Origin of the sequence: Jeotgalibacillus proteolyticus (genome assembly GCF_050107735.1) — a bacterium.
GTDB lineage: Bacteria > Bacillota > Bacilli > Bacillales > Jeotgalibacillaceae > Jeotgalibacillus > Jeotgalibacillus proteolyticus_A.
In genome coordinates this window covers 195,007-216,697 of the sequence record NZ_JBNILO010000005.1, presented here as the reverse complement: position 1 = coordinate 216,697, position 21,691 = coordinate 195,007, and the positions used below count along the sequence as shown (strand labels likewise).

25 protein-coding genes and 1 riboswitch are annotated in these 21,691 nt (G+C 42.8%); of the genes, 19 read left to right on the top strand and 6 right to left on the bottom strand.

Annotation, left to right across the window (positions count from 1 at the left end; all coding sequences use genetic code 11):
- Positions 1-44 precede the first annotated feature (44 nt).
- Positions 45-536 carry a divergent PAP2 family protein gene (locus tag ACQCT8_RS10275; RefSeq protein WP_426870776.1) on the top strand — a complete coding sequence of 164 codons (492 nt, stop codon included), beginning with the start codon at positions 45-47 and terminating at the stop codon, positions 534-536.
- Between the two features lie 97 nt (positions 537-633).
- Here the strand turns inward: ACQCT8_RS10275 and ACQCT8_RS10270 are convergent, their stop codons facing one another.
- Positions 634-1,077 carry a hypothetical protein gene (locus ACQCT8_RS10270; RefSeq protein WP_426870774.1) on the bottom strand — a complete coding sequence of 148 codons (444 nt, stop codon included), beginning with the start codon at positions 1,075-1,077 and terminating at the stop codon, positions 634-636.
- A 359-nt stretch (positions 1,078-1,436) separates the two neighbouring features.
- Between ACQCT8_RS10270 and ACQCT8_RS10265 the strand changes: the two genes are divergently transcribed.
- Entirely contained in the window at positions 1,437-1,784 is a 348-nt protein-coding gene (locus ACQCT8_RS10265) for a carboxymuconolactone decarboxylase family protein (RefSeq protein WP_426870772.1), read from the top strand.
- A gap of 233 nt (positions 1,785-2,017) precedes the next feature.
- On the opposite strand, the gene ACQCT8_RS10260 is transcribed toward ACQCT8_RS10265, so the two are convergent.
- Both ACQCT8_RS10260 and ACQCT8_RS10255 read right to left on the bottom strand, forming a co-directional pair.
- Positions 2,018-2,449 carry a GNAT family N-acetyltransferase gene (locus ACQCT8_RS10260; RefSeq protein WP_426870770.1) on the bottom strand — a complete coding sequence of 144 codons (432 nt, stop codon included), beginning with the start codon at positions 2,447-2,449 and terminating at the stop codon, positions 2,018-2,020.
- Positions 2,450-2,462: 13 nt separating this feature from the next.
- Positions 2,463-2,921, bottom strand: coding sequence for an NUDIX domain-containing protein (locus ACQCT8_RS10255; protein WP_426870767.1), 459 nt, complete (start codon positions 2,919-2,921; stop codon positions 2,463-2,465).
- Between the two features lie 184 nt (positions 2,922-3,105).
- Between ACQCT8_RS10255 and ACQCT8_RS10250 the strand changes: the two genes are divergently transcribed.
- Entirely contained in the window at positions 3,106-3,285 is a 180-nt protein-coding gene (locus ACQCT8_RS10250) for a hypothetical protein (RefSeq protein ID WP_426870765.1), read from the top strand.
- Here the strand turns inward: ACQCT8_RS10250 and ACQCT8_RS10245 are convergent.
- Both ACQCT8_RS10245 and ACQCT8_RS10240 read right to left on the bottom strand, forming a co-directional pair.
- Positions 3,266-3,715 carry an NUDIX hydrolase gene (locus ACQCT8_RS10245; RefSeq protein WP_426870763.1) on the bottom strand — a complete coding sequence of 150 codons (450 nt, stop codon included), beginning with the start codon at positions 3,713-3,715 and terminating at the stop codon, positions 3,266-3,268. The genes ACQCT8_RS10250 and ACQCT8_RS10245 overlap by 20 nt on opposite strands.
- A complete protein-coding gene (locus ACQCT8_RS10240) occupies positions 3,712-3,960 on the bottom strand; it encodes a hypothetical protein (RefSeq protein ID WP_426870761.1) in 249 nt (82 codons plus the stop codon). The genes ACQCT8_RS10245 and ACQCT8_RS10240 overlap by 4 nt, the downstream gene beginning before the upstream one ends.
- A 181-nt stretch (positions 3,961-4,141) precedes the next feature.
- Between ACQCT8_RS10240 and ACQCT8_RS10235 the strand changes: the two genes are divergently transcribed.
- From ACQCT8_RS10235 to ACQCT8_RS10165, 15 genes are all read left to right on the top strand, one after another.
- Complete coding sequence (locus ACQCT8_RS10235; RefSeq protein WP_426870759.1) at positions 4,142-4,978, top strand: SDR family oxidoreductase; 837 nt, start codon at positions 4,142-4,144, stop codon at positions 4,976-4,978.
- A 25-nt stretch (positions 4,979-5,003) separates the two neighbouring features.
- Positions 5,004-5,579, top strand: coding sequence for a GNAT family N-acetyltransferase (locus ACQCT8_RS10230; protein WP_426870757.1), 576 nt, complete (start codon positions 5,004-5,006; stop codon positions 5,577-5,579).
- Positions 5,579-6,109: an AAA family ATPase gene (locus tag ACQCT8_RS10225; protein WP_426870755.1), complete on the top strand. Its 531-nt coding sequence runs from the start codon at positions 5,579-5,581 to the stop codon at positions 6,107-6,109. The genes ACQCT8_RS10230 and ACQCT8_RS10225 overlap by 1 nt, the downstream gene beginning before the upstream one ends.
- 192 nt (positions 6,110-6,301) lie before the next feature.
- Complete coding sequence (locus tag ACQCT8_RS10220) at positions 6,302-7,168, top strand: MurR/RpiR family transcriptional regulator (RefSeq protein WP_426870753.1); 867 nt, start codon at positions 6,302-6,304, stop codon at positions 7,166-7,168.
- A gap of 51 nt (positions 7,169-7,219) precedes the next feature.
- Positions 7,220-8,059: a transporter substrate-binding domain-containing protein gene (locus tag ACQCT8_RS10215; protein WP_426870751.1), complete on the top strand. Its 840-nt coding sequence runs from the start codon at positions 7,220-7,222 to the stop codon at positions 8,057-8,059.
- A gap of 30 nt (positions 8,060-8,089) precedes the next feature.
- On the top strand, positions 8,090-8,758 hold the full coding sequence (locus ACQCT8_RS10210; RefSeq protein ID WP_426870749.1) for an amino acid ABC transporter permease: 669 nt from the start codon (positions 8,090-8,092) through the stop codon (positions 8,756-8,758).
- Between the two features lie 14 nt (positions 8,759-8,772).
- On the top strand, positions 8,773-9,495 hold the full coding sequence (locus ACQCT8_RS10205; RefSeq protein WP_426870747.1) for an amino acid ABC transporter ATP-binding protein: 723 nt from the start codon (positions 8,773-8,775) through the stop codon (positions 9,493-9,495).
- 280 nt (positions 9,496-9,775) lie between these two features.
- Entirely contained in the window at positions 9,776-10,636 is an 861-nt protein-coding gene (locus ACQCT8_RS10200) for a PPK2 family polyphosphate kinase (RefSeq protein WP_426870744.1), read from the top strand.
- 478 nt (positions 10,637-11,114) lie between these two features.
- Positions 11,115-11,789: a response regulator transcription factor gene (locus ACQCT8_RS10195; protein WP_426870742.1), complete on the top strand. Its 675-nt coding sequence runs from the start codon at positions 11,115-11,117 to the stop codon at positions 11,787-11,789.
- A gap of 3 nt (positions 11,790-11,792) precedes the next feature.
- A complete protein-coding gene (locus ACQCT8_RS10190) occupies positions 11,793-13,208 on the top strand; it encodes a sensor histidine kinase (RefSeq protein WP_426870740.1) in 1,416 nt (471 codons plus the stop codon).
- Positions 13,205-13,762, top strand: coding sequence for an SCO family protein (locus ACQCT8_RS10185; protein WP_426870738.1), 558 nt, complete (start codon positions 13,205-13,207; stop codon positions 13,760-13,762). The genes ACQCT8_RS10190 and ACQCT8_RS10185 overlap by 4 nt, the downstream gene beginning before the upstream one ends.
- Before the next feature lie 410 nt (positions 13,763-14,172).
- On the top strand, positions 14,173-15,570 hold the full coding sequence (locus tag ACQCT8_RS10180; RefSeq protein ID WP_426870736.1) for a PepSY-associated TM helix domain-containing protein: 1,398 nt from the start codon (positions 14,173-14,175) through the stop codon (positions 15,568-15,570).
- A gap of 17 nt (positions 15,571-15,587) precedes the next feature.
- Positions 15,588-16,085, top strand: coding sequence for a FixH family protein (locus tag ACQCT8_RS10175; RefSeq protein ID WP_426870734.1), 498 nt, complete (start codon positions 15,588-15,590; stop codon positions 16,083-16,085).
- Between the two features lie 711 nt (positions 16,086-16,796).
- Positions 16,797-18,128 (top strand): copper amine oxidase, encoded by a 1,332-nt coding sequence (locus ACQCT8_RS10170; protein WP_426870732.1) that lies wholly within the window; start codon positions 16,797-16,799, stop codon positions 18,126-18,128.
- A gap of 132 nt (positions 18,129-18,260) precedes the next feature.
- A riboswitch (cobalamin riboswitch) is annotated at positions 18,261-18,442 on the top strand.
- Between the two features lie 134 nt (positions 18,443-18,576).
- On the top strand, positions 18,577-19,053 hold the full coding sequence (locus ACQCT8_RS10165) for an acyl-CoA thioesterase (RefSeq protein ID WP_426870730.1): 477 nt from the start codon (positions 18,577-18,579) through the stop codon (positions 19,051-19,053).
- 133 nt (positions 19,054-19,186) lie between these two features.
- Here ACQCT8_RS10165 and mbcS read toward each other — a convergent pair whose 3' ends face one another.
- Positions 19,187-20,755 (bottom strand): acyl-CoA synthetase MbcS, encoded by a 1,569-nt coding sequence (mbcS, locus tag ACQCT8_RS10160; protein WP_426870728.1) that lies wholly within the window; start codon positions 20,753-20,755, stop codon positions 19,187-19,189.
- 262 nt (positions 20,756-21,017) lie between these two features.
- Here mbcS and ACQCT8_RS10155 point away from each other — a divergent pair, with 262 nt between their 5' ends.
- A complete protein-coding gene (locus tag ACQCT8_RS10155; protein ID WP_426870726.1) occupies positions 21,018-21,650 on the top strand; it encodes a YczE/YyaS/YitT family protein in 633 nt (210 codons plus the stop codon).
- Positions 21,651-21,691 lie beyond the last annotated feature (41 nt).

The following is a 21,691-nucleotide window of genomic DNA, read 5'->3' as shown; positions in this document are numbered from 1 at the left end:
GTAAGGGAAAATAGCAGCTATACTACAGGAATGAGGGTGGAAACATGAACCGTGGAATTATTACGGCAATCTCCGCAATCGGAATTGCACAAGGTTTAAAAGTATTTACAAATAAAAAATTAACCGGAAAATGGGACTGGAAACCACTTTTACAAACTGGAGGCATGCCGAGCTCCCATTCTGCAGGGGTAGCGTCTCTTGCTGCATATGTAGCAGCGAACCGTGGAACCAGACATATTGAAACCGCGATTGCTGTCGTATTCGGTTCGATCGTAATGTACGATGCGCAGGGCGTTAGACGGCACACAGGAGAAATTGCGCGTCTAGTGAATGACCTTGAGGATCATTTTGAAGTGATCTCCGGAGACTATCCAAGTCTGGAATACACAAAACGAGAAAAGGATCTGAAGGAATTGCTCGGTCACCAGCCGATCGAAGTAGTAGGTGGTGCACTGTTCGGCATTCTTTACGGAATTGCAATCGCAAAATTCGAAGATCGAACGCTCGGCAAATTAGAAGAGGTCATAGAAAAATAGAATGCCGGCTACATAATCACAAAGCTGCAGCCTGGGACCACTATGTCTCAGGCTTTTTGGGCGGTTGCTTGAGACTTCCTTTTAAGCTTTTCCATAGTTAAAAACATTCCTTTTTGTCGATCACTGAGACTTTTGGATCGTATTCGGAAAGAACTTCAACGATGTCATTTTCACTAACAAATACAAAATGTTTTAGATCCTTCACATCCTCACTTGACGGGTATCCGTACTCATCAAACCTTTTAATAAAATTTGAGTTTTCCATTAAGTAAATCAAAGGGAAAGATGAATCTTTCGTTTCAAAACTTCTTTTACATAATTGTATTTTTTCTGTTAGGTCTCCCCTGTACAGTTCACTTGTGTAAATAGCGGACCAAACTTTTGAACCAGTTAGAGAAAGTCTATCAAATAGTACAGAGATCGTTTGTTTATTTTCTAACTCTGCTTGTATCGTTACTTTGTCAGGTGTCATGAACAAACTTAAACTATAGGCTAATCCGTAAATGTTTTCACTTTTATTCCATAATGTTAAAGATTCCAAGAAAAATACCTCTATTCATACTGTATTTTATTCAAAAGGCCAATAGAAGGATAAAAGACAGTTTTTTAATTTGTAGTAGTTTACTTACATAAAGAGTCCCAGCACCTGAGAGTTCCTTTTTAAAAATAATCCTTTTCTTACAAGTACTAGAGTACTAGTTAGAATGAATTTAAGTCAACTTATTTATGTAATTTTCTGACTTCTAATCGATAAATAGTATAAGGTAACATGGCAAGTAAACGTGAGGGAAGCACCTGACTCTCTCATGGCTGCAGCCGATATTCTAAGCACATCCAATAGTTTAGGTCAGATGTCAAAAAGGAATGGCATACTATTGAATCTAATAAAGGAGTGAGAATATGATTTTAGATGGAGAAAAGATTTTAGACCGTTATAGAAAAGGCATTGAAGAAGTAAGTGAATCATTGCCGGACGCTGTAAGTGAATACAATCGTTTTACAGGGAAAGCATTCGAAAGCGGTGAGATTGACCGCTCGCAAAAGCATCTAACTGCTCTGGCAATTGCCGTAAAAGATGGAGATGAATCTAGCATTGCTTATCATATGGATCAGTGTATAGGATACGATTGCACCGATCAGCAGATTCATGAAATGATGATGGTTGCAGCAGCCTATGGCGGAGGTTCAGCTATGAGTCATGGTGTGACGATGGGGCTGGAGCTGCTGAAGCAGTTTCGGAATCGATAAATTCACACGGCAATTGGACAAGTAATGAATGTTCGTACAACACATCTGTTGATTAGCTGTTTATTACCAAGTGAATATAGAAAAAAACACCATTTCTGATTTGATGGTAAGCGACCTAACATCACAGAAAGGTGTTTTTTTATTCGCCTTTTAAACAGTAAGACAGGGCAGTAAAGGAAAAACCTAAACCGCTGCTGACACATAGAGCATTTTTGCAAGAATTCACATCCGGTTTAAGATAGCGTAAGATCTTTCTTCAAATAATAATGCTCATGTTCCCGGCCGACATTCTTCAGCGTTCCGAAGACTTCGTACCCTAATTTTTCATAAAATTCACGTGCCTGAAAGCTGAGTGTGTCGACTTTAATGAAATCACAGTTTTTAGCTCGGGCGATTTTTTCTGCTTCTTTCATTAGTTTAGACCCGTAGCCGGATTGACGTATTTCTTCATCCAAAATTAAAACATGAATTTCAAGCCAGTTCCAGCAGATCTCGCCCAAAAGTCCTCCGTGAACTTCGTTTTGGGCATCCTTAACAAAAAGTGAAACTTCCTCATACCGGCCGCCAAGATCCTTTGGAAACCGGGCAAGATTATATTCGTACAGCCATTTATTCACCTGGTCTTGGCCGCTTTGATTTTTTTCTCTTGTAATTTGCAAGTGCATTATTTTTTCTCCTTTAATTCACATCGCCCAGGTAAATAGGCAAAGATTTATTTTGAGTATGGGATAGGATTTGTTCTTTAAGAATACTAGGATAGATACGGTAAGAATCCAGTTCAGATAGAGCCACCCACTCAATGCCTATTTGATTTGAGTCAGGGGACAGAGGCGTGGCAGGGCAGTTTTCATCCTTCAAATGACAAATGAAGTATACCTCCACCTGATGAACATGAGAATCGAAGTCTGCACGTTCATGATTTTTGCCAATATACTCCCGGATAAACAGTAGCTCGCCGATTTCCACTTCAAATCCTGTTTCTTCGAGGCACTCTCTTTTTAACGTTTCATGAAAGGTTTCTCCGTGTTCCTGTCCACCGCCGGGTGAAAGATAAAAATCACCTTCTTTATCCCTGTTTTTCGTTAAAAGGACGCGTTGATTGGATAAAATAATCGCTTTCATTGAACTTCTAATCATGGGAACCCTCCATACTATTTGTAAGCGCTTCTATAACAGTGTACTTCTGAAGCTGAGAGGTTACAAGTTGATTTGTAATAATTTAGTAATCAAATAAATAATCAGGCTTAATGTACCGTTAATCTTGATATTTTATAATGAAATTGCAGCAGAGAAGAGAATAATTCAATGGGATGTGAGGATGATGACGTTGTTACATGCAGTTGAAGGACAAAATTCAGACGCGCAGACTGGAAGCGAGCTGCAGATACGGCAAAAAGAACAGAAAAAATCAATCAGACAAATCACAGATGATCTTAGGGATAAAGGAATTAACGCAAAGCTATGTAAAAGAACTCAAGCTGTCAGCCATTTTCAGGCGTGACAGCTTTTTGAAGTGAATTTTTCTCGATGCAGCTGACTAATCTGCTTCGGTCGTCTGGAAATGAGAGATCGAGTGTTTGAAGCTGTGCAGAATCTTTCCATTCAATATCAAAAATTAAACCATCCGGATCCTGAATGGTTTTTTTGCCGCCGGTGATGCGCACAAGAAAATAGTGAACCTCCAGCCGCAATCCAGTTTCCAATAGTTCCTTTTTTGTAAATATGAGTTTATCGATTTCTGCAGTATATCCGGTTTCTTCCACGAATTCTCTGATACAGCAATCTTCAAAGGTTTCGCCAGCTTCTCTCCCGCCAGAAGGAACAGACCACTTTTTCTTTTCTTCCTTCGTTCCCTGCAGAACCATCAGCAATTCACCTTTTTCATTAACACAAACCCCAGCTGCACCGTAATAGTCCCCATGTAAGTTCATTCCTCATTTTCTCTTTCGGGCATATAAGGACAATGAATCAGCAGATAGGCAGCGATCAGAAGCCCGAACGACGCAATCAAAGCTCCTGCTACTACAAAGCTTGTTATATAGCCATTGATTTCAATTTCAGATGAAACATCGCCAATTCGTATCCCCCAGGCAGTACTCGCAAAAATAAGAACAAATCCTGCAAGAATACTGATGGCGGAAATGGTGACAAGACGCTCAAACTGGTTGCGCAGCATAAACATGACTCCCCTGTAAAAGTAGAATTTCTTTTCATTATAGCATTATTTACCAAAATACTTCGATCGAAATGAACAATTAGTGAAAGAATAAAGGAAATGGCGGGAGGGAGTGGAAGTAGTAGAGGAGACGACATAATTTTTGTTATGCTTAACCACAAAAATAAAAGAGGTGTTCTATATGAAGAAGATCGCATTGGTAACCGGAGCTAATTCCGGCATGGGGCTCGCGACAACCGTGGAGCTGGCAAGACAGGGGATGCATGTCGTAATGCTGTGCCGAAATACACGAAGAGGGAAAGTGGCCTGGATTTCAGCAAAAGAGCAAAGCCGGTCACAGGAAATCACACTCATGCAGGGTGATTTAGGTTCTTTGGAAAGCATTCGCGAGTTTGCAGATGCGTTTAAAGAAAAGTTTGATCACTTAGACGTTCTTGTTAATAATGCCGGAGTAGTTTCGCTTAAAAGAGAGCTGACAGATGACGGATTTGAATCTCAGCTTGGAATCAATCATCTCGGGCATTTTCTGTTGACGAATCTGCTGTTGGATGAATTGAAAAAAGCAGAGGCCGCCCGCATCGTTGTTGTAAGCTCCGGTGCTCATAAATGGGGGAAAATCGATTTTGATGATCCTCATTTTGAAAAGGGATACAATGTGGCAAAAGGGTATGGACGCTCAAAGCTTGCCAATATTCTTTTTACAAAAGCACTGGCAAAACGTCTCGAAGGCACCAATGCTACAGTGAACGCTGTACACCCTGGTGCAGTCGCGACCAATCTTGGCGTTGATCGTAAAACAGAGTTTGGAAGAACGATTACCCGCGTACTAAAGCCATTTTTCCAAACAGCAGAAGAAGGGGCAAAAACGGCGCTGTTTCTTGCTGCAAGTGAGGAAGTGGCAGGCAAATCAGGCCGGTATTATTACAAAATGAAAGAAGTGGACGTGTCAGAAGAAGCGAATAATGAATGGCTGGCAGAAGAACTGTGGGGCTGGAGTGAAGAGCGGGTAGGACTTTAAAAAGAGAAAGATGGGGGACACTGAAATGAATCCGAAGTTAATTGATTTTCCCAATCAATTTGAAACGGACCGATTGATCATCCGTTCTGCAAAACCGGGCGACGGTGTTAAGGTTTGGGAATCAGTGAACGCTTCAAGGCAGGAGCTGAAGCCCTGGCTTCCTTTTGCTTCGCATGAGGCGACAGTAGAAGAAACAGAGATTCATATAAGAGAGTCCTATATAAATTTTTTAGCGAGAGAGGACTTACGGCTTCTCGTGTTTTTAAAAGAGACAGGTGAATTTGTGGCTTCGTCCGGTCTCCACCGGATTAACTGGGACGTCCGTAAATTTGAAATAGGCTACTGGATTGACAGCCGGATGAGCGGGCGAGGCTATATGACAGAAGCAGTAGAGGGAATTGCACGCTTTGCTTTTGACAAAATGAACGCACAACGGGTGGAAATCAGATGTGATGCGGAAAATAGTAAAAGCAGAGCAATCCCGGAAAAAATCGGTTTTAACCTGGAAGGCATCTTGCAAAATAATGATGTGAATCCTGTGACTAAAAAACTAATTGATACGTGTGTATATGCAAAAGTTAGTAGGCAGGCTGCGGACTGATGCGCACAGTGTATGTAGTGTCAGGGCCGGCGGGTGCGGGAAAATCCACGATTTCACAAGCACTTGCCGGGACCCTTTCAAGCAGTGCCTGTGTCGAAGGTGATGTGGTGAATCATATGGTTGCCGGTGGATATCAGCCTCCCTGGAAAAGCGAGCGACTGCTTGAGCTGACATGGAAAAACATCGCAGACCTTTCACGAAATTTTGTGCAGTCCGGGATGGATGTCGTCATTGATTACGTGGCCTTTCCACAGGAAGTTATTCGGCTAAAACAAAGACTGAGAGAACAAGCAGACTGCAAAATAAAATATATTGTGCTGCAGGTAGAAGCTGAGGAACTGATTCGGAGAGATCGTCTCCGTCCTGTCTCCCAGCAGATGGGTCTCCGTTCAATCGAATTGGCACGGCAATTCGATGAATATGGAATTAATCAAAAGTTTAGACTGGATACAACCGGAATGAACGAGGATCAAATAGATGAGATTTGTTATGAGATCCGTTTTAATGATCTCTATACAATAGAAGATTAACTATCGAAATGAGCTGTTTTTGCATAAAAACGATGCAAAGAAAGCTTTTTTCTTTTATAAAAAAACGAGAAAATTAAATAGACAAAATAAACGGAAAAAACATAAAATTCTGTGATTAGATTGCAGGATTTCCTTCATAAAGGTACAATTGAACTAAGTTTTCAGAATTGTTGCGGGTTTGGGGGCTCAAAAATGCAGAAAATACTGCAAAAATTGGAGGAATCATATCCTTATTTAAGCGCAGGTCAAAAGAAGGTAGCACAATTATTTTTTGAAGAACCCAGTGTGATTGCTTTTTCTTCAGCACTTGAAGCAGGAAAGCACGTCAATGTAAGCGAATCAACGGTGATCCGTTTGACCCAAAAAATTGGGTATAAGGGGTACACAGAAGCGCAGCATATGATTCAGCGGAAATTGGCAGAAGAAAGATGGAGGAAGATTCAGCCTGAGAATAAAGAACTCAGCGAAGATCAAACATTTCTTCACAACTTGCTGGATGCGGATATTGCCAATATTTCAAAGCTTAAAGAAACACTGAAAGAAGAAAATCTATTAAAGGTTGTTGAACACATAAGCAGTGCAAGAAAAATTTATGTGACGAGCAATTTTTTCAGTTTCGGTCTCGGACATTTATTTGTTCAGTGGCTTAATATGGCTCTTGATAACACAGAAATGCTCATGCAGGGAGATACACAGTATTACCAGCAGCTGTCCAAGATTGGGGAGCAGGATTTAGTACTGGCCCTTGCTTTCCCCCGCTATACCAAAAACATTGTTGAAACCGTTCAAACCTCAAAACTGCACGGAGCAACCGTCATCTCCATTACAGATCAGCCCGATTCACCTGTCGCCGCTTATTCGGATCTTGTGTTAGAAGCAGCGATGAATTCAAATCTTAAAATTGACTCCTTCACAGCAGCACTTTCTCTTTTAACATCTATCATGAGGTTTGTTTCGGTTAAGGATCATGACAAAGTCAATAAAAATGTACAGCGGGTGGAGAAGCTTTACGAAGAAAAAGAAATTTTCTTTGACTCCCAGCAAGCAAATCGATTCTGAAAAGCACAATCTGGTAAAGAAAAGATCAATTAGATAAAAGGGGAGATTACGATGAAAAAACGTACATTATTCGGTACAGCAGCACTTTCTGCAAGTCTAATTTTAGCAGCCTGCGGAAGCGATGATTCAGAGGAAACATCAGAATCAAATGGATCAGATGAGGCAGGAAGTGAATTCAACCTGCAGGAAGAAGGTCAACTTACATGGGCCTCGAGCGGTTTGTATAAACCGTTTAACTACGAAGAAGGCGGCGAACTGAAGGGCTTCGATGTTGAAATCGGACATGCCATTGCAGAAAAAATGGGACTGGAGCCAAACCCGATTACAACGCCATGGGAAACGATTTTACAGGGACTGACCGGCGAGCGATTTGACGCGATCATTGGAAGTATGGCGATCACTAATGAACGGGCCGAGCAGGTCGACTTTTCCGATCCCTACTACTACTCTGGCGGAATGATTTTCGTTGCAGAAGGAAATGACGAAATCACATCTGCAGAAGATCTTGAAGGAAAGAAAATCGGCGTAGTTGCCCAAAGTACGTACGATGAAGCGGCACAGGAATATACAGAGGATATCCAATATTACAACAGTGACGTTGTGGCGCTGAATGACCTGGAAATCGAAGGCCGCCTGGATGCTGTTATCACTGCAGACGTAGTTGGCTACGAGGCGATGGCTTCAGGTCTTGGCGTTAAAGATGTTGGCGAGCCACTATGGATTGAGCAGGCAGCGATTGCTGTGAACAAAGACAATCCTGAACTGCTTGAGGCCATCAACGAAGCACTTGCAGAAATCCAGGAAGATGGGACTTACGATGAAATTTCTACGAATCTATTTGATCGTAACCTTTTAGATGTGGATCTGGAAGGAATTGAAATTTTAGAATAACAAGTCCAATAGTTAGGAAGGTGCAGCCTCATGCCGGAGATTATTGAAACAATATTGGAAGTTATAGCAAGAACGTATCCCGGGTTTATGGATGCCGTTGTCATCACACTCCAGCTGACCGCAGTTGGAGTGGTGCTTGGCTGCTTACTGGGACTGTTTTTTGCACTTCTTAAGCTGTCCAAATCCAAGCCATTGCAGTGGATTGCGAATATTTATATTACAGTGATCAGAGGAACACCTTTGATTGTTCAGATTACATTTTTATATTTTGGAATTGTAGAATTCGTTACCCTATCAAATTTTTGGGCTGGCGCAATCGCTTTAGGCGTGCATAATGGTGCATACATTGCAGAAATTTTCCGTGGTGCCATTCAGGGCATTGATAAAGGTCAGTCAGAAGCAAGCAGTTCGCTAGGAATGAGCAAAACACAGACCATGAAACGAATTGTGTTTCCTCAGGCGCTAAAGCGGTCTATTCCGCCTCTTGGAAACCAGTTTATCATCGCGTTAAAGGATTCTTCACTGGTTTATGTAATTGGAGTAGCAGAGCTGTTCTCCATTGCAAACCGTGAAGCAGCACAGTCCTTCCAGCCTTTTGAAACGTATCTGGTTGTTGGTCTGTATTATTTAGTTCTTGTTATGATCTTTTCGTTCCTGCTCCGTCTGTATGAAAATAAACTTGATGTTGATAAGGATTAAGGGGGAGGTCATACATGTTAACAGCAAAAAATATCCACAAATCATTTGGCGACTTAGAAGTGTTAAAGGGGATTGACCTACAGGTAGAGCCCCAGGAAGTAGTCGTTCTTGTAGGCGTCAGTGGGTCTGGGAAAAGCACCCTGCTCCGCTGCTTTAACTTTCTGGAAATGATTAATAGTGGTGAAATTATCATTGATGGAAAACAAATTAATGGGAAAAAAGATAACTTAAACAAAATACGGGCGGAAGTCGGAATGGTGTTTCAGCATTTTAATCTATTTCCGCATAAAACCGTACTGGAGAATATTATTGAAGCACCTATTCAGGTGAAGAAAAAGAAAAAAGCGGATGCCATCAAGCATGCAAAGCAGCTGCTTGAAAAAGTGGGTCTCTCGGAAAAAGCAGACGTATATCCAAGCAAACTGTCAGGCGGTCAAAAACAGCGGGTAGCCATCGCCCGGTCTCTTGCAATGGAGCCAAAGGTTATGCTGTTTGATGAACCAACCTCTGCTCTGGATCCTGAATTGGTCAGTGAAGTGCTTGCCGTTATGAAACAGCTCGCTGAAGAGGGGATGACCATGGTCGTGGTTACCCACGAAATGAGATTTGCAAAAGAAGTGGCCGACCGCATCATCATGCTCGACGAAGGGCGAATTATCGAATCTGCCGACCCGAAAACATTTTTCGAAAACCCGTCTCATGATCGGACAAGACAGTTTATTCAGCTGGTCGAGTAGGAAATAAGAGTATATAGAGTATCTGCACAGAGGATAATGATCGTGCAGATATTCTTTTTTTTATGAAATGCAGGTGTATGGTACGTGAAGATTTCTCAGCATCAAAGCAGTCACCAGAAACGGAAACGAAAAGTGTCTCTGTAATCACTTATTAAGTTGTGTAAAGCTTGCTGTTTGTGTTTTCTTAAACGGGGGTATTTATGAAGACAGTATAATAAAATAGAACTTTCCAAAACGGACGCAGTGGTTTCCGATTTAAATGGAAGGCTGGGAGGAACCAATGGACATCAGCAAATATAAAGTAGATGGCGGTCAGCAAGTTAAATTGCAAGAATTCGCCACATCCGAAGACCACAGCATCGATGAGAGAGAGCTTCGTGAAAAACAGCTCCCTGATCGTGTTGAAAAATTGAAGGACCTGCACTGGCGTTTGCACGCTGAAGAGAAGAAAGGGATTGTGGTTGTTTTGCAGGCAATGGATGCTGCTGGGAAAGATGAAGCCATCAGCTATATTTTCTCTAATTTAAATGCGCAGGGATTAAAAACGACATCTTTTCAAAAACCATCAGATACGGAACTGAGTCATGACTACCTTTGGCGCATTCGGGAAGGACTTCCTGCCAGAGGACAGGTCGGCATCTTGAATCGATCTCATTATGAAGAAGTCATTGCACCGAGAGTACATGATTTACTTGGTGATGAAGCCATACCTGATCATATCGATAAAGAAAAAGTATGGTCACTGCGTTTTCGGCAAATAAATGATTTTGAACAATATATGGTGGAAAACGGCTTTGAAGTTATCAAATTCTTTTTTAATATGTCAAAAGAAGAACAAAAAAACCGTCTGCTGGAACGCATGAAAGATCCTTTGAAGAACTGGGAATTTTCGTTTCGTGATGTGGAAGAACGACAGCATTGGGACAGCTACCAGGAAATTTTTGAAGACATGCTGAACCATACCTCAACAGAAGCTGCACCATGGTACATCCTGCCCGCAGATGACGAGTGGTACTCACGCTACATTATCACTGAGGCGATGATTCAATGTCTGGAAAAAATAGATCCACAGTTTCCTGAAATTTCTCAGGAAAACCAGGATAAGCTGGATAAATACATTAAGCAGCTGGAAAATGAGTAAATTCATTTAGTAAAACCAAGAAAGAACAAAAAAAGCAGGCTGGGACAAAACTTAAAAAGTTTAAAAAATGAATATATATTAATAGTAATAGGTGAGCGGAGCGGAAGGTGGCGGCTCCTGCAGGATATGACGGCAAGCTGAGACCCAAAAAGGCAAAGCCTGAAGAGGGCTCAGCGCCGTCCCTGGGGAAAGCGTCCCCCTGAAGCGAAGTGAACCGGTCGTAGAGCTTGAGACACTTTTGTCTCAGGCTTTTTTTGTGCCAGCATGCAGTTAAACGAGGTTCAAGTCTCTAAAGTCTGGAACACTATACACTGAAAACCATAGTTTTTTCATGGTTTTAAAATGGATAATATCTTCTTTCTGAAACGAAAGTGAACCGGTCGTTTTAAAAGAACCTTCTAAAAAGTGCGGAAACTTTCACATTAACTTCACAGGAAATTGGTAAAATAGCCGTATCAATGGGAAACGGGGAATTCACATGAGTGTGCGGAAAATAGCAGTGGTGGATGATGAAGAAACCATGAGAAAGCTGATTAAATCGTTTCTGGTTCCAGAAGGCTATCACGTATATGAAGCAGCAAATGGACTTGATGCCCTGTCCATTATACGCGCCGAACAGCCGGATTTAATTTTGGCTGACATCATGATGCCGTTCATGGACGGATATGCATTAACAGAAGAAATAAGAAAGACATCTCAAACTCCGATTATATTTTTATCCGCTAAAGGAGAAGACCTGGATAAAGTCAAAGGGCTGCGGCTTGGAGCGGACGATTATGTGGTAAAGCCTTTTCATTCAGAGGAGCTGCTGGCAAGAATTGAGACTGTCCTGCGAAGAACGGATCCTCATTTTAAAAAAGGGGAAGTGGCAAAAGCGGGACCTGTCTCCCTGGATTTGACGAGTCATCGTGTCTTTATAGAGGGAGAAGAAATCCGTCTGACGATTAAAGAATATAAGCTGCTGTCGCTGCTGGTCACGAATAAAAACAGTCTCGTATCAAGGGAATATTTAATGGAAACAGTATGGGGACTCGAATACAGTGGAACGGAACGCACCGTCGACACCCATATTAAAACGCTTCGGATGAAGATGAAGCAGCACGGCGAACGGATCAAGACGGTATGGGGATTAGGCTACAAACTTGAGGTGTGATGGTTGAAAAAAAGTAAATTGAATTTTAGCCGGAAAATTGTGCTGCTGCTTGTTGGCAGTGTGGCGCTGTCATTGATTTTTTCCTTTGTCTTTTTGTACTTCTTATATAAGGATCTTTATTTAAACACGATTCGTGAATCGGTGGAATACCAGGGACAGCGGACAGCAGCCCACTACCATTACGGGGAGCTGAGCGAGGAAATTATTGAAAAAATCCACTGGTATAACGTCGTTTCTGAATATGAAGTGATCGTTGTGGATGAAGTAGAGGATCTGAATGAATCCTTTCCGTACACAATCGGAAACGAGAATTTGGTGACATGGGAGGACCGTGAATTGCTACTTCAAGGTGATTCCATGATGAAAGAAGGCTATGTTGAAACGTTCGGAAGAGAAGTAATCGGTGCAATCTACCCGATAAATGACGGGGAGGACGTCATTGGATTCATATACATTTACGTGCCCCTTGCCGGTCTTTCCCAGGTGTTTGGAAGCAGTATTCCCCTGCTTTTCGGAATTGGGATTCTGTTTTTTATTGGAGTGGCATATTTAATAAGACGAATTCAAAAATCTCTTTTTCAGCCGTTAGTTTCCATACAGGAGCTGTCAAAAGAAGTGTCAAAGGGGAACTACGAAAACCGTCTTGAGATCCGTCAGATGGACGAGATCGGGCAGATGGCGACCGCTTTCAATGAAATGAGTAAAGCACTTGAGCATCAGGAGGAACGGAAAAAAGAATTTCTCTCCAATGTAGTCCATGAGCTTCGAACACCTTTAACGTACATTAATGGCTACACGGAAGTGCTTAAAAATGAACTGTATACCTCTCCGGAAGAAGAAAAGCAGTATCTTGAGACGATTGAACAGGAGGTGGGGAGGCTTAAAAAACTTCTTTCTGATTTAGTGGATTTAAATCATTTGCAGGATGATTTGTTCCATTTTGATCATGAACCCATTGCTCTTGGCGGACTGCTGTATGAAACGGCCGACCTATTTAAGATCCTTGCCGCAAAAAAAGAGATTGAGATGACATTTGATGTGGATGAAGAGCTGATTATTTTAAACGATGCCAAACGCATCCAGCAGATTTTCTATAACCTTCTGGATAATGCGGTGAAATATTCTCATCCCAAATCCATTATTTTTCTGAATTTGCACCGACAGGAAAACGACTTTGTGTTTGAAGTGGCGAATAGGGGAGATACACTCTCAAAAGAGGAGCAGGATCGAATGGGAGAACGTTTTTACCGTACGGACCGTGCACGAAATCGGGGCACGGGTGGAACAGGATTGGGTCTATCGATTGTAAAAGAAATCGTACGTATCCAGGGTGGCGTATTTACTGTGAAGAGTAAAGATAATGGACTAATCAGCGTGGCTGTCAGGCTGCCTATTCAAAAGGAGGCGCATCCAGAATGAAAAAAAGACTGGCTGGGATGGTCTTAATCGTACTGCTTAGCGGCTGTTCTCCTTTTCAGGAAAAAGGTCCGTCTGTCAGCCCATTCACTTTTGTAAATCAGCACGGAGAATCCTTTGGATTTGATGAATTGGAAGGGAAGGTATGGATTGCTGATTTTATCTTTACAAATTGTGAGACCGTCTGCCCTCCTATGACCTCTACGCTGAGCGATCTGCAGGAGACGCTCAAGGAGGAGGGGCTCGAAGCAGAATTCGTTTCTTTCAGCGTGGATCCGGAAGTGGATTCACCGGAGCGCCTGAAAGGATATCTGTCTGCTTTCACAGAGGAGGATGCCAACTGGAACCTGCTTACAGGCTATACACAGGAGCAGATCGAGAAGTTTGCGCTCGATGAATTTCAAACGCTTGTGAGTAAGCCCGATGAAACAGATCAGGTGCTTCATGGCGTAAACTTTTATGTGGTGAATCCTGAAGGTGTCATCGTAGAAGAAGTCAGCTTTACTGATTCAGATGTGACAGAAAAGATTGTGAAGGAAGTTAAAAGGCATCAATAATTTAAGAATGACGCTGGGACAAAACTCAAAAAAGTTTAAAGAATGAGGATATATTTAGTAGTAGTAGGTGAGCGGAGCGGGAGGTGGCTCCTGCAGGACACGACGGCAAGCTGAGACCCCTATAGGCAAAGCCTGAGGAGGGCTCAGCGCCGTCCCTGCGGAAAGCGTCCACCTGAAGCGAAGTGAAACGGTCGCAGAGCTTGAGACACTTTTGTCCCAAGCTCATTCTTCCTTTATTTGTTCATATACCTGCCACAAATAAGCGGGAAAATCATGTTTGTGCATTTTCTTCATAGTTATTTCACATTCTTTTTGTATGGTAGAAAAGAACAGAGGAAAACTTGCAAAATTGTATAATCCCATATAAGAAAGTGAACGATAATAGAAGAACAGAAGAATGGAGAAAAAGCATGAAAGCATTAAATCAGGAATACGCCCCTTCACCATCACCTAAAAAAAGCAAAGCTTCCTGGTATCAGGCGGTTTGGCGATGGCATTTCTATGCAGGTCTTTTTGCCGCTCCTTTTCTACTGATCCTTGCTTTCAGCGGGGGTGTGTATCTTTTTAAACCGCAGATCGAGGGCATGCTGTATCAGGAACAATATGTGGTGAACGAAACAAGTTCTCAAATGCTGGCCCCGGCAAGTATAACAGCGGCTGTGCAGGAACGTTACCCTGACGGTGCTATTTCAGCCTATAAAGTATATGAAGAAGAGGATCGAACGGTTGAAGTAGGGGTAATGGATGGCGGCGTAGCAAAATCCGTGTATGTTAACCCATATAATGGTGATGTACAGGGCGAACTGATTGCGAGCGAAAAGTTCACAGAGATTTTTAAAAAGCTTCATAGTGAACTAATCGTTGGAGGCACCTTTGCCAACCGGTTAGTTGAGCTTGCAGCGTCCTGGACGATTATTCTCCTGTTAACGGGTCTTTATCTTTGGTGGCCGAGAAAGTTAAAATCAATTTGGGGAATTGTCCTTCCGCGTTTTAAAGCAAGAGGAAGAACCTTTTGGCGTGATCTTCATGCAGTTCCGGCATTTTGGTTTTCCATTATGATCGTCATTTTGATTGCCACAGGACTCCCATGGTCTGGTATTATGGGAGAGCAAATTAACAAGGTTGCTACTTCAACAAACAGCGGGTATCCAGCATTTGCTCATTCTTTTGGTGAAAAACCGGCTTCCACCCTCCGCGCAGAAGAAGTAGCAGAGGATGTTCCGTGGGCCTCTCAAAACGATGCGGTCCCAGTGTCTTCCATTGGTGGATATCAAACGATTTCACTTGATGATGTATCCATGATTGCATCGATGGAGAATGTGGCCAAGCCTTATACGATCTCTATGCCAATGGGAGAAGAGGGAGTCTTCACTATTGCCACCTCTCATTCTGTCCCGTGGGATAATGCCACTATTCACTTAGACCAATACAGCGGTGGTATTTTATCCGATGTGCGCTTCGCTGACTACGGTTTAATGGCTCAGGGAATCACAGCAGGTATTGCGCTCCATGAAGGCAGACTGTTCGGCTGGCTGAATCAGGCGCTTGGCCTGCTTACATGCTTAGCGATTATCGGTATTGTCATCAGCTCCTTTATCATGTGGAGAAAAAGAAAGCCTGATGGTCTGGGTGCGCCTAAAAAACCGATAAGTAAAAAAGCATCGCGCACCGTCTTCATACTGATGATCGCAGGAGGAATAGTAATGCCTCTTGTAGGTGTCTCAATTTTAGCAGTAGTAATTGTTGATTATTTAATTATTAAAAAAATACCGGCTGTTAATAAGTGGTTTCACGGCAAAGCAGCTTAGATTAGGAAGTGTATAAGATGAAAAAATGGATGATCGGAACCATTGCGTGTGCAGGGTTAATTTTAACTGCATGCGGAGAAGAAAGTGAACCGCAATCCCAGGAATCAGAAACGCCGCAGGTAGTTGAAGCGGAGATTGTCATTCCGGAAGATCTTCAGGTGCAGGAAGATGCCAAGCTGCAGGTAGAGATTTCTCAGGGCGGAGAAGCAGTCGAAGATGCGAACGAAGTCATGTTTGAAATTTGGAATGATGTAAAAGGCGATGAAAGTGAGCAGCACGAAGCTGAACATATCGGAGAAGGAGTCTATGAAATTGACTACACCTTCGAAGAAGACAGCATTTATTCTCTGCAAACCCACATCACAGCCAGAGATATGCACGTTATGCCGAAAAAACAATTTACGGTCGGTGAGGTAACAGAAGAACAAATGCAGACTGCAGAAGAAAACGCTGAAAGTCAAAAAAGCAGCCATATGGAATCAGAGGATGGAGATCACAGCGGGCACGATCACTAAAGTGCAATTCTGTCTATTAACTGGAGAAAATAAATGGGCTGGGACAACCAAAAGTATCTCAGCCTATTTAACCGGTTCGCTGCGCTTCAGGCGGACGCTTTCCGCAGGGACGGCGCTGAGCCTTTTTAGGGCGTTGCCCTGTAAAGTCTCAGCTTGCCGTCATATCCTGCAGGAGTCGCCACCTTCCACTCCGTTCACCTCTTACTATTAATAAATACAACCACGTTTTTTGTCTCAACCTTTTTAACTTTCCTTATTAGCGTTAATCTAAGAATCCTTTTATTGAATTGAAGATATGAATCCTGTATCCTTTTCTGTTCATACTTACTCTGACGTCCAAATCTAATTAATTGTTACGATTGGATATCCCTCTATTATTCCAGCTATATTCCATTATTGTTACCTCCTTATTTAATTGACGTTAATCATAATAATGAATGACAATTCTTAAAGAAATGTATTGCCAAGATATCCAACGTCGCATAGGTCTGGAAGATAATAACCCTCCAATTATAAAATTTTCCATCATCACAAATGGCGTTGAATAAAGTGAAAGTATAGTCCTAAATCTTAATGAAATTCTTCCTCTTTTGACTACAGCTGAGAAAAAATTAAAAACTTTTTTAAAAAAAGTGATCTAAATGAAAATCCTCTCCGTTTACTTAGTGTATTGAAAATAAGAACATACTAAAAAAGGAGAGTGACGTTAAGATGAAAATGAACAAAATCGCAGCATCCGTTTTAGGTTTATCACTATTGGTACCAGCAGCAGGACAAGCACAGGAGGGGCCAACGGTAAATGACCCGGCAGCAGATTTACGGGCAGATTTGGATTACTTGCTTTCCGAGCATTTTGTTTTAGCAACGAACGCAATGGTAAAAGATTACATGGATGCTCCTGATGCAGAAGCTTACAATCAGGCACTTGATCAAAATGCAGCTGACATGACACCAGCGATCGCTTCGATCTATGGAGATGAAGGTGCAGCAGAATTTGAACGAATTTTCAGAGGCCATAATGATTATACTGCAGACATCGTAGCTGCAGCACAATCCGGGGACGAAGAAGCCCGCGCTGCTGCTGAAGATGAAGTAGAAGAATTTGTCGTTGAATTCTCAACATTCCTCGACACAGCAACAGAAGGAAATCTTCCACAGGAAGCAGCTGAAGAAGTCCTTCGCACACATGAGATGGATGTCCTTTCTTTCTTTGACAGCTATGTAGCGGAAGATTACGAGGCAGCTTACGGAACATTCCGTGAAGGCTATGACCGTATGTATGATATTTCAGCAGCTTTATCTGGAGCAATTACTACTCAGTTCCCTGATAAATTTAGTGATTACAAAGTAGATTCAGCTACTTCTGATCTTCGCTCAACACTTAACAATTTAGCAGCAGAGCACCATGCACTAGCTGTAATGGGACTTAAGAGCGGAGTAGATGGCGCACCTAACTATGACTTTGTTACATGGGCTGAAGATATGCATACACAGGACTTTAAAGCAGTAATGGCTTCTGTTTATGGTGAAGAAGGAGCAGCAGCATTTGAAGATGTATGGACTGCAAACCATATTGAAGCAGAGGGTGCATTAGTATCTGGTTATATTGCTGAAGATGAAGAAGCAATTACAGCAGCAAAAGCGCAATTTGAAACATTCTCAACTGACTTTGGTGCCTTCCTTGGTTCAGCAACAGAAGAAAACCTTCCAACTGCAGATGCTCAAGCAGCTGTATGGGGACATGAAGAATTGAAGCTTGCTTCACTTGATGAGCACATTGCAGGAGACTATGAAGCATCTGTTAACACATTCCGTGAAGGCTATGCTTACATGTATGGTGTAGGTGAATCTCTTGGAAATGCGATCGTAGCGCAAAATCCTGATATGTTTACAAACACTGAAATGCCGGAAGAAATGCCAAATACCGGTATGGGCGGAAGCCAGCAGGAATCTTCTAACATGGTATGGGTAGGCGTTAGTGCAGCAGCATCTGTTCTTGCAGCAGCATTCTTCTTCCTTCGCCGTAAAGAAGAACAAGCGTAAAATAAGTATTATCAAATAAATAGATGATGATCAACCGACTGAAAATCAATTTTTCAGTCGGTTTTTCTTTGTGGGAGAATAGACAAAAAACAAGGGGACCGTTACAATGAAAATGGAACAGTCAGACAATTTCATATGGATCAAGCAATAGGTGACGAAATCTTTTTCGTTTAAAAGGGAAGCCAGTGAAAATCTGGTACGGTCGCGCCACTGTAACAAGGAGCTTATATGAATAGCCCACTGTCTGCAAGGATGGGAAGGGAATATGAGCGTTGATTTGAAGTCAGGAGACCTGCCTATTGTATGCACGATGGACCTACGCGGAATAGGGAAGGGTGATGTCAGTTGTATTCAAATGTTTTTTTGAATGCTTATTTTTCGAACGTCAGCTCTCTCCCTAACTACTGGAGAGAGCTTTTTGCTTCTCCAAAGAAAAAGAGGGAAGTAAATGAGAAATAGTTTGCCAATGAGCTTGTCAAGAACTATACAGTCAAAGCTCGTACTGCCTCCTGACACGAATCATCTTCAAACAATTTTTGGAGGTCAGGTGCTCTCGTACATTGATGAGATAGCAGCTATTACCGCCATGAAGCATGCCAATTTGGTGGTCGTGACTGCTTCGATTGATTCCGTGGATTTCCTGTCAGCTGCGAGAGTAGGAGATGTGCTGGAGCTTGATGCTGTCATTAGTTCCACTGGCAGAACATCTATGGAAGTATTTGTGCGGGTTCGTTCGAAAAATCTTTTGACAAGAAAGGAGAGAATCACCACCCAATCCTTTTTAACGATGGTGGCAGTGGATGATCGAGGAAGGCCCTCGGAAGTACCTGGTATTACCGCTGAAACAGATGAAGAAAAGCGTCTTCTTGCCGGAGCACCTGCGAGACGCAAACACCGAAAACTTAGAGCGCCTATGCCAAGCTGACAACGGGCAATGTTTTTCCAGTCAGTTAAATACTTATACATCATTCTTATTCAGCAAGCCCGAAGACGGAATTCCTTATAAAAAAGCTGCCGGAGGCCAGTGAATTCCTGACCTTTCCGGCAGCTGAAACCGTTTAGTTCTGGCGCAGCTCCACTCTTCTGATTTTCCCCGAGGTCGTTTTGGGAAGATCGCTGATAAATTCTATTTCTCTCGGATACTTGTAAGGCGCCGTCATTTCCTTTGTATGGTTTTGCAGCTCTTTGATCAAACCCTTATGCTCGAGTGCTTCCGGGTCCTTAAGAACGATGAATGCTTTCACAATGCTGCCTCTGATTTCGTCCGGTGCTGCAACTACCGCACACTCACGTACAGCCGGGTGTTTTAAAAGAGCATCCTCCACTTCGAAGGGTCCGATCGTGTAGCCTGAGCTGATGATGATGTCGTCGCTTCTTCCTTCGAACCAGAAGTAGCCATCCTCATCACGGGTTGCCTGGTCGCCGGTTAAATACCATTCACCCCTGAACGCTTTTTGAGTCCTTTCGTGGTCATTCAGGTATTCCTTGAAAAGAGCAGGGCAGTCTCGATGAACGGCAATATCCCCGACCTCACCCGTTTTGGCCGGCTGTCCGTGCTCATCAATAATATCAACTGGATTGCCGGGAGTCGGTTTGCCCATAGAGCCGGGTTTTATTTCCATGCTCTGCAGATTGCAGACGAGCAGTGTGTTTTCCGTTTGTCCATAGCCGTCCCGCAGGTGGATATTAAAAGCTTCCACAAATGCTTCCATAACTGGACGATTCAGCGGCTCACCTGCTGAAACTGCGCTTTTTAAATGGGGAAGCTGATAAGATTTCAGATTGTCGACCTTTGCCATCAATCTGTATTCGGTTGGTGTACAGCATAAAACCTGGATTTTTTCTTTTTCCAAAATCGTCAGGTATGTATGGGCATCAAAGCCTCCATTGTAAACAAACGCTGTTGCACCGAGTGTAATGGTAGATAAAAACGGACTCCAAATCCATTTCTGCCAGCCGGGAGCAGCAGTTGCCCAAACAAGATCACCTTCCTCGACGCCAAGCCATTCTTTAGCAGCGGTGCGAACATGAGCGTAGCCCCAGCCATGTGTATGAACGACGCCCTTTGGATTTCCTGTGGTTCCGGAAGTATACGATAAAATAGCCGTATCATGCCGGCTTGTTTTTTCTCCTTCATAATCCGTGCTTTCCTTGGACGCAAGTTCTTCAAAGGACTGCCAGCCCTCCTCCTGTCCGCCGACAATCAGTTTTGTCTGCAGAGCGGGATAATCTCCCTGGATCGCATTCACTTCGGAAGTCGTTTTGTGAAACGCGATAATTCCTTTTGGCTCCGCATGCTCGATCCGGTACGTCAAATCTTTCTTTCGCAGCATTTCAGAGCAGGGGATGGCGATAATGCCAGCTTTTAAGCAGGCAAGATAGCTCATGTAGGCTTCAGGAATGCGAGGCAGCAGGATAAGAACTTTATCCCCTTTTCCAATTCCCAGCTTCTTTAAGGCTTGTGCAAACTGATTCGTGCGCCCGATGAGTTCCGGGTATGATACATCCCGCCGGTTTCCATCTGCATCTGTCCACTTAATCGCCATGCGGCCGTCGTCTTGCGCATATTGATCCACTTCTTGTGTAATATTGTATTGTTCTGGTGCAATCAAATGTTGAAACGTCATCTTCCATTCCTCCAAACGATCCCCCGTCCTCAACTGAGGCAGCAGCATCCGAGTATTTTAGTTCGTAGATAGTGCGTACTCTTCCTACTGATTGTATCTGCTTTTAAAAATAACAGTCAAGAATGTTCATTGACTATTCTAAAAATAATGACAAATATCATGTTAAATGCCTCACAACGATCATAGATGAAGTGTAGGTTATCTGACAGATTTTTGATACACTTATACAAGAATGCTAGTTTTCAGAGAAGAAGGGATATTATTGAAAAATAAATTAACACTGGGTTTGTTTTACACAATTGGTTTAGTCCTATTATCCTTTGGCATCTCGATGATGATCCTGGCTGACTTAGGTGCAGGACCCTGGGATGCTTTATATGTTGCGCTTGCTGATCAGATCGGGCTGACAGTAGGAACATGGATTTTAATTACAGGATTTGCGCTGATGGCGGTGAATGCGGCACTTATGAGGAAGATGCCGGATTTCTATGCGGTCATTACCATTTTCATTATGGGGTTTTTCATTGATTTTTGGCTGCTGTTTGTTTTTGCAGATCTGCAGGCGGCAGAGGTTCTGACAAGAAGCCTTATGCTTGGAAGCGGAATTCTGATTATCGCTGCAGGTGTCTCAGTTTATCTGCAGGCTAATTTTGCCAAAAATCCGATTGATGGGCTTATGGTGGCTGTTCATTTTCGCACGGGTTTAAGCTTATCTCGTTCAAAAACGGTTCTTGAGGTAGCCGTTCTGGTTGTCGCATTGCTGATCGGTGGACCAATTGGAGTTGGTACCGTTATCGTGGCGTTTGGCATTGGACCGTTGATCGGACTTTTCTTTATTCCTGCTCAAAAAATGAAGGCACGTATGCTGCTTCAGCCGGCAATCGAGCAGAAATAATCTCCAGTTGGGGGTAACGAACAACGGACTGAAAAGCCAAA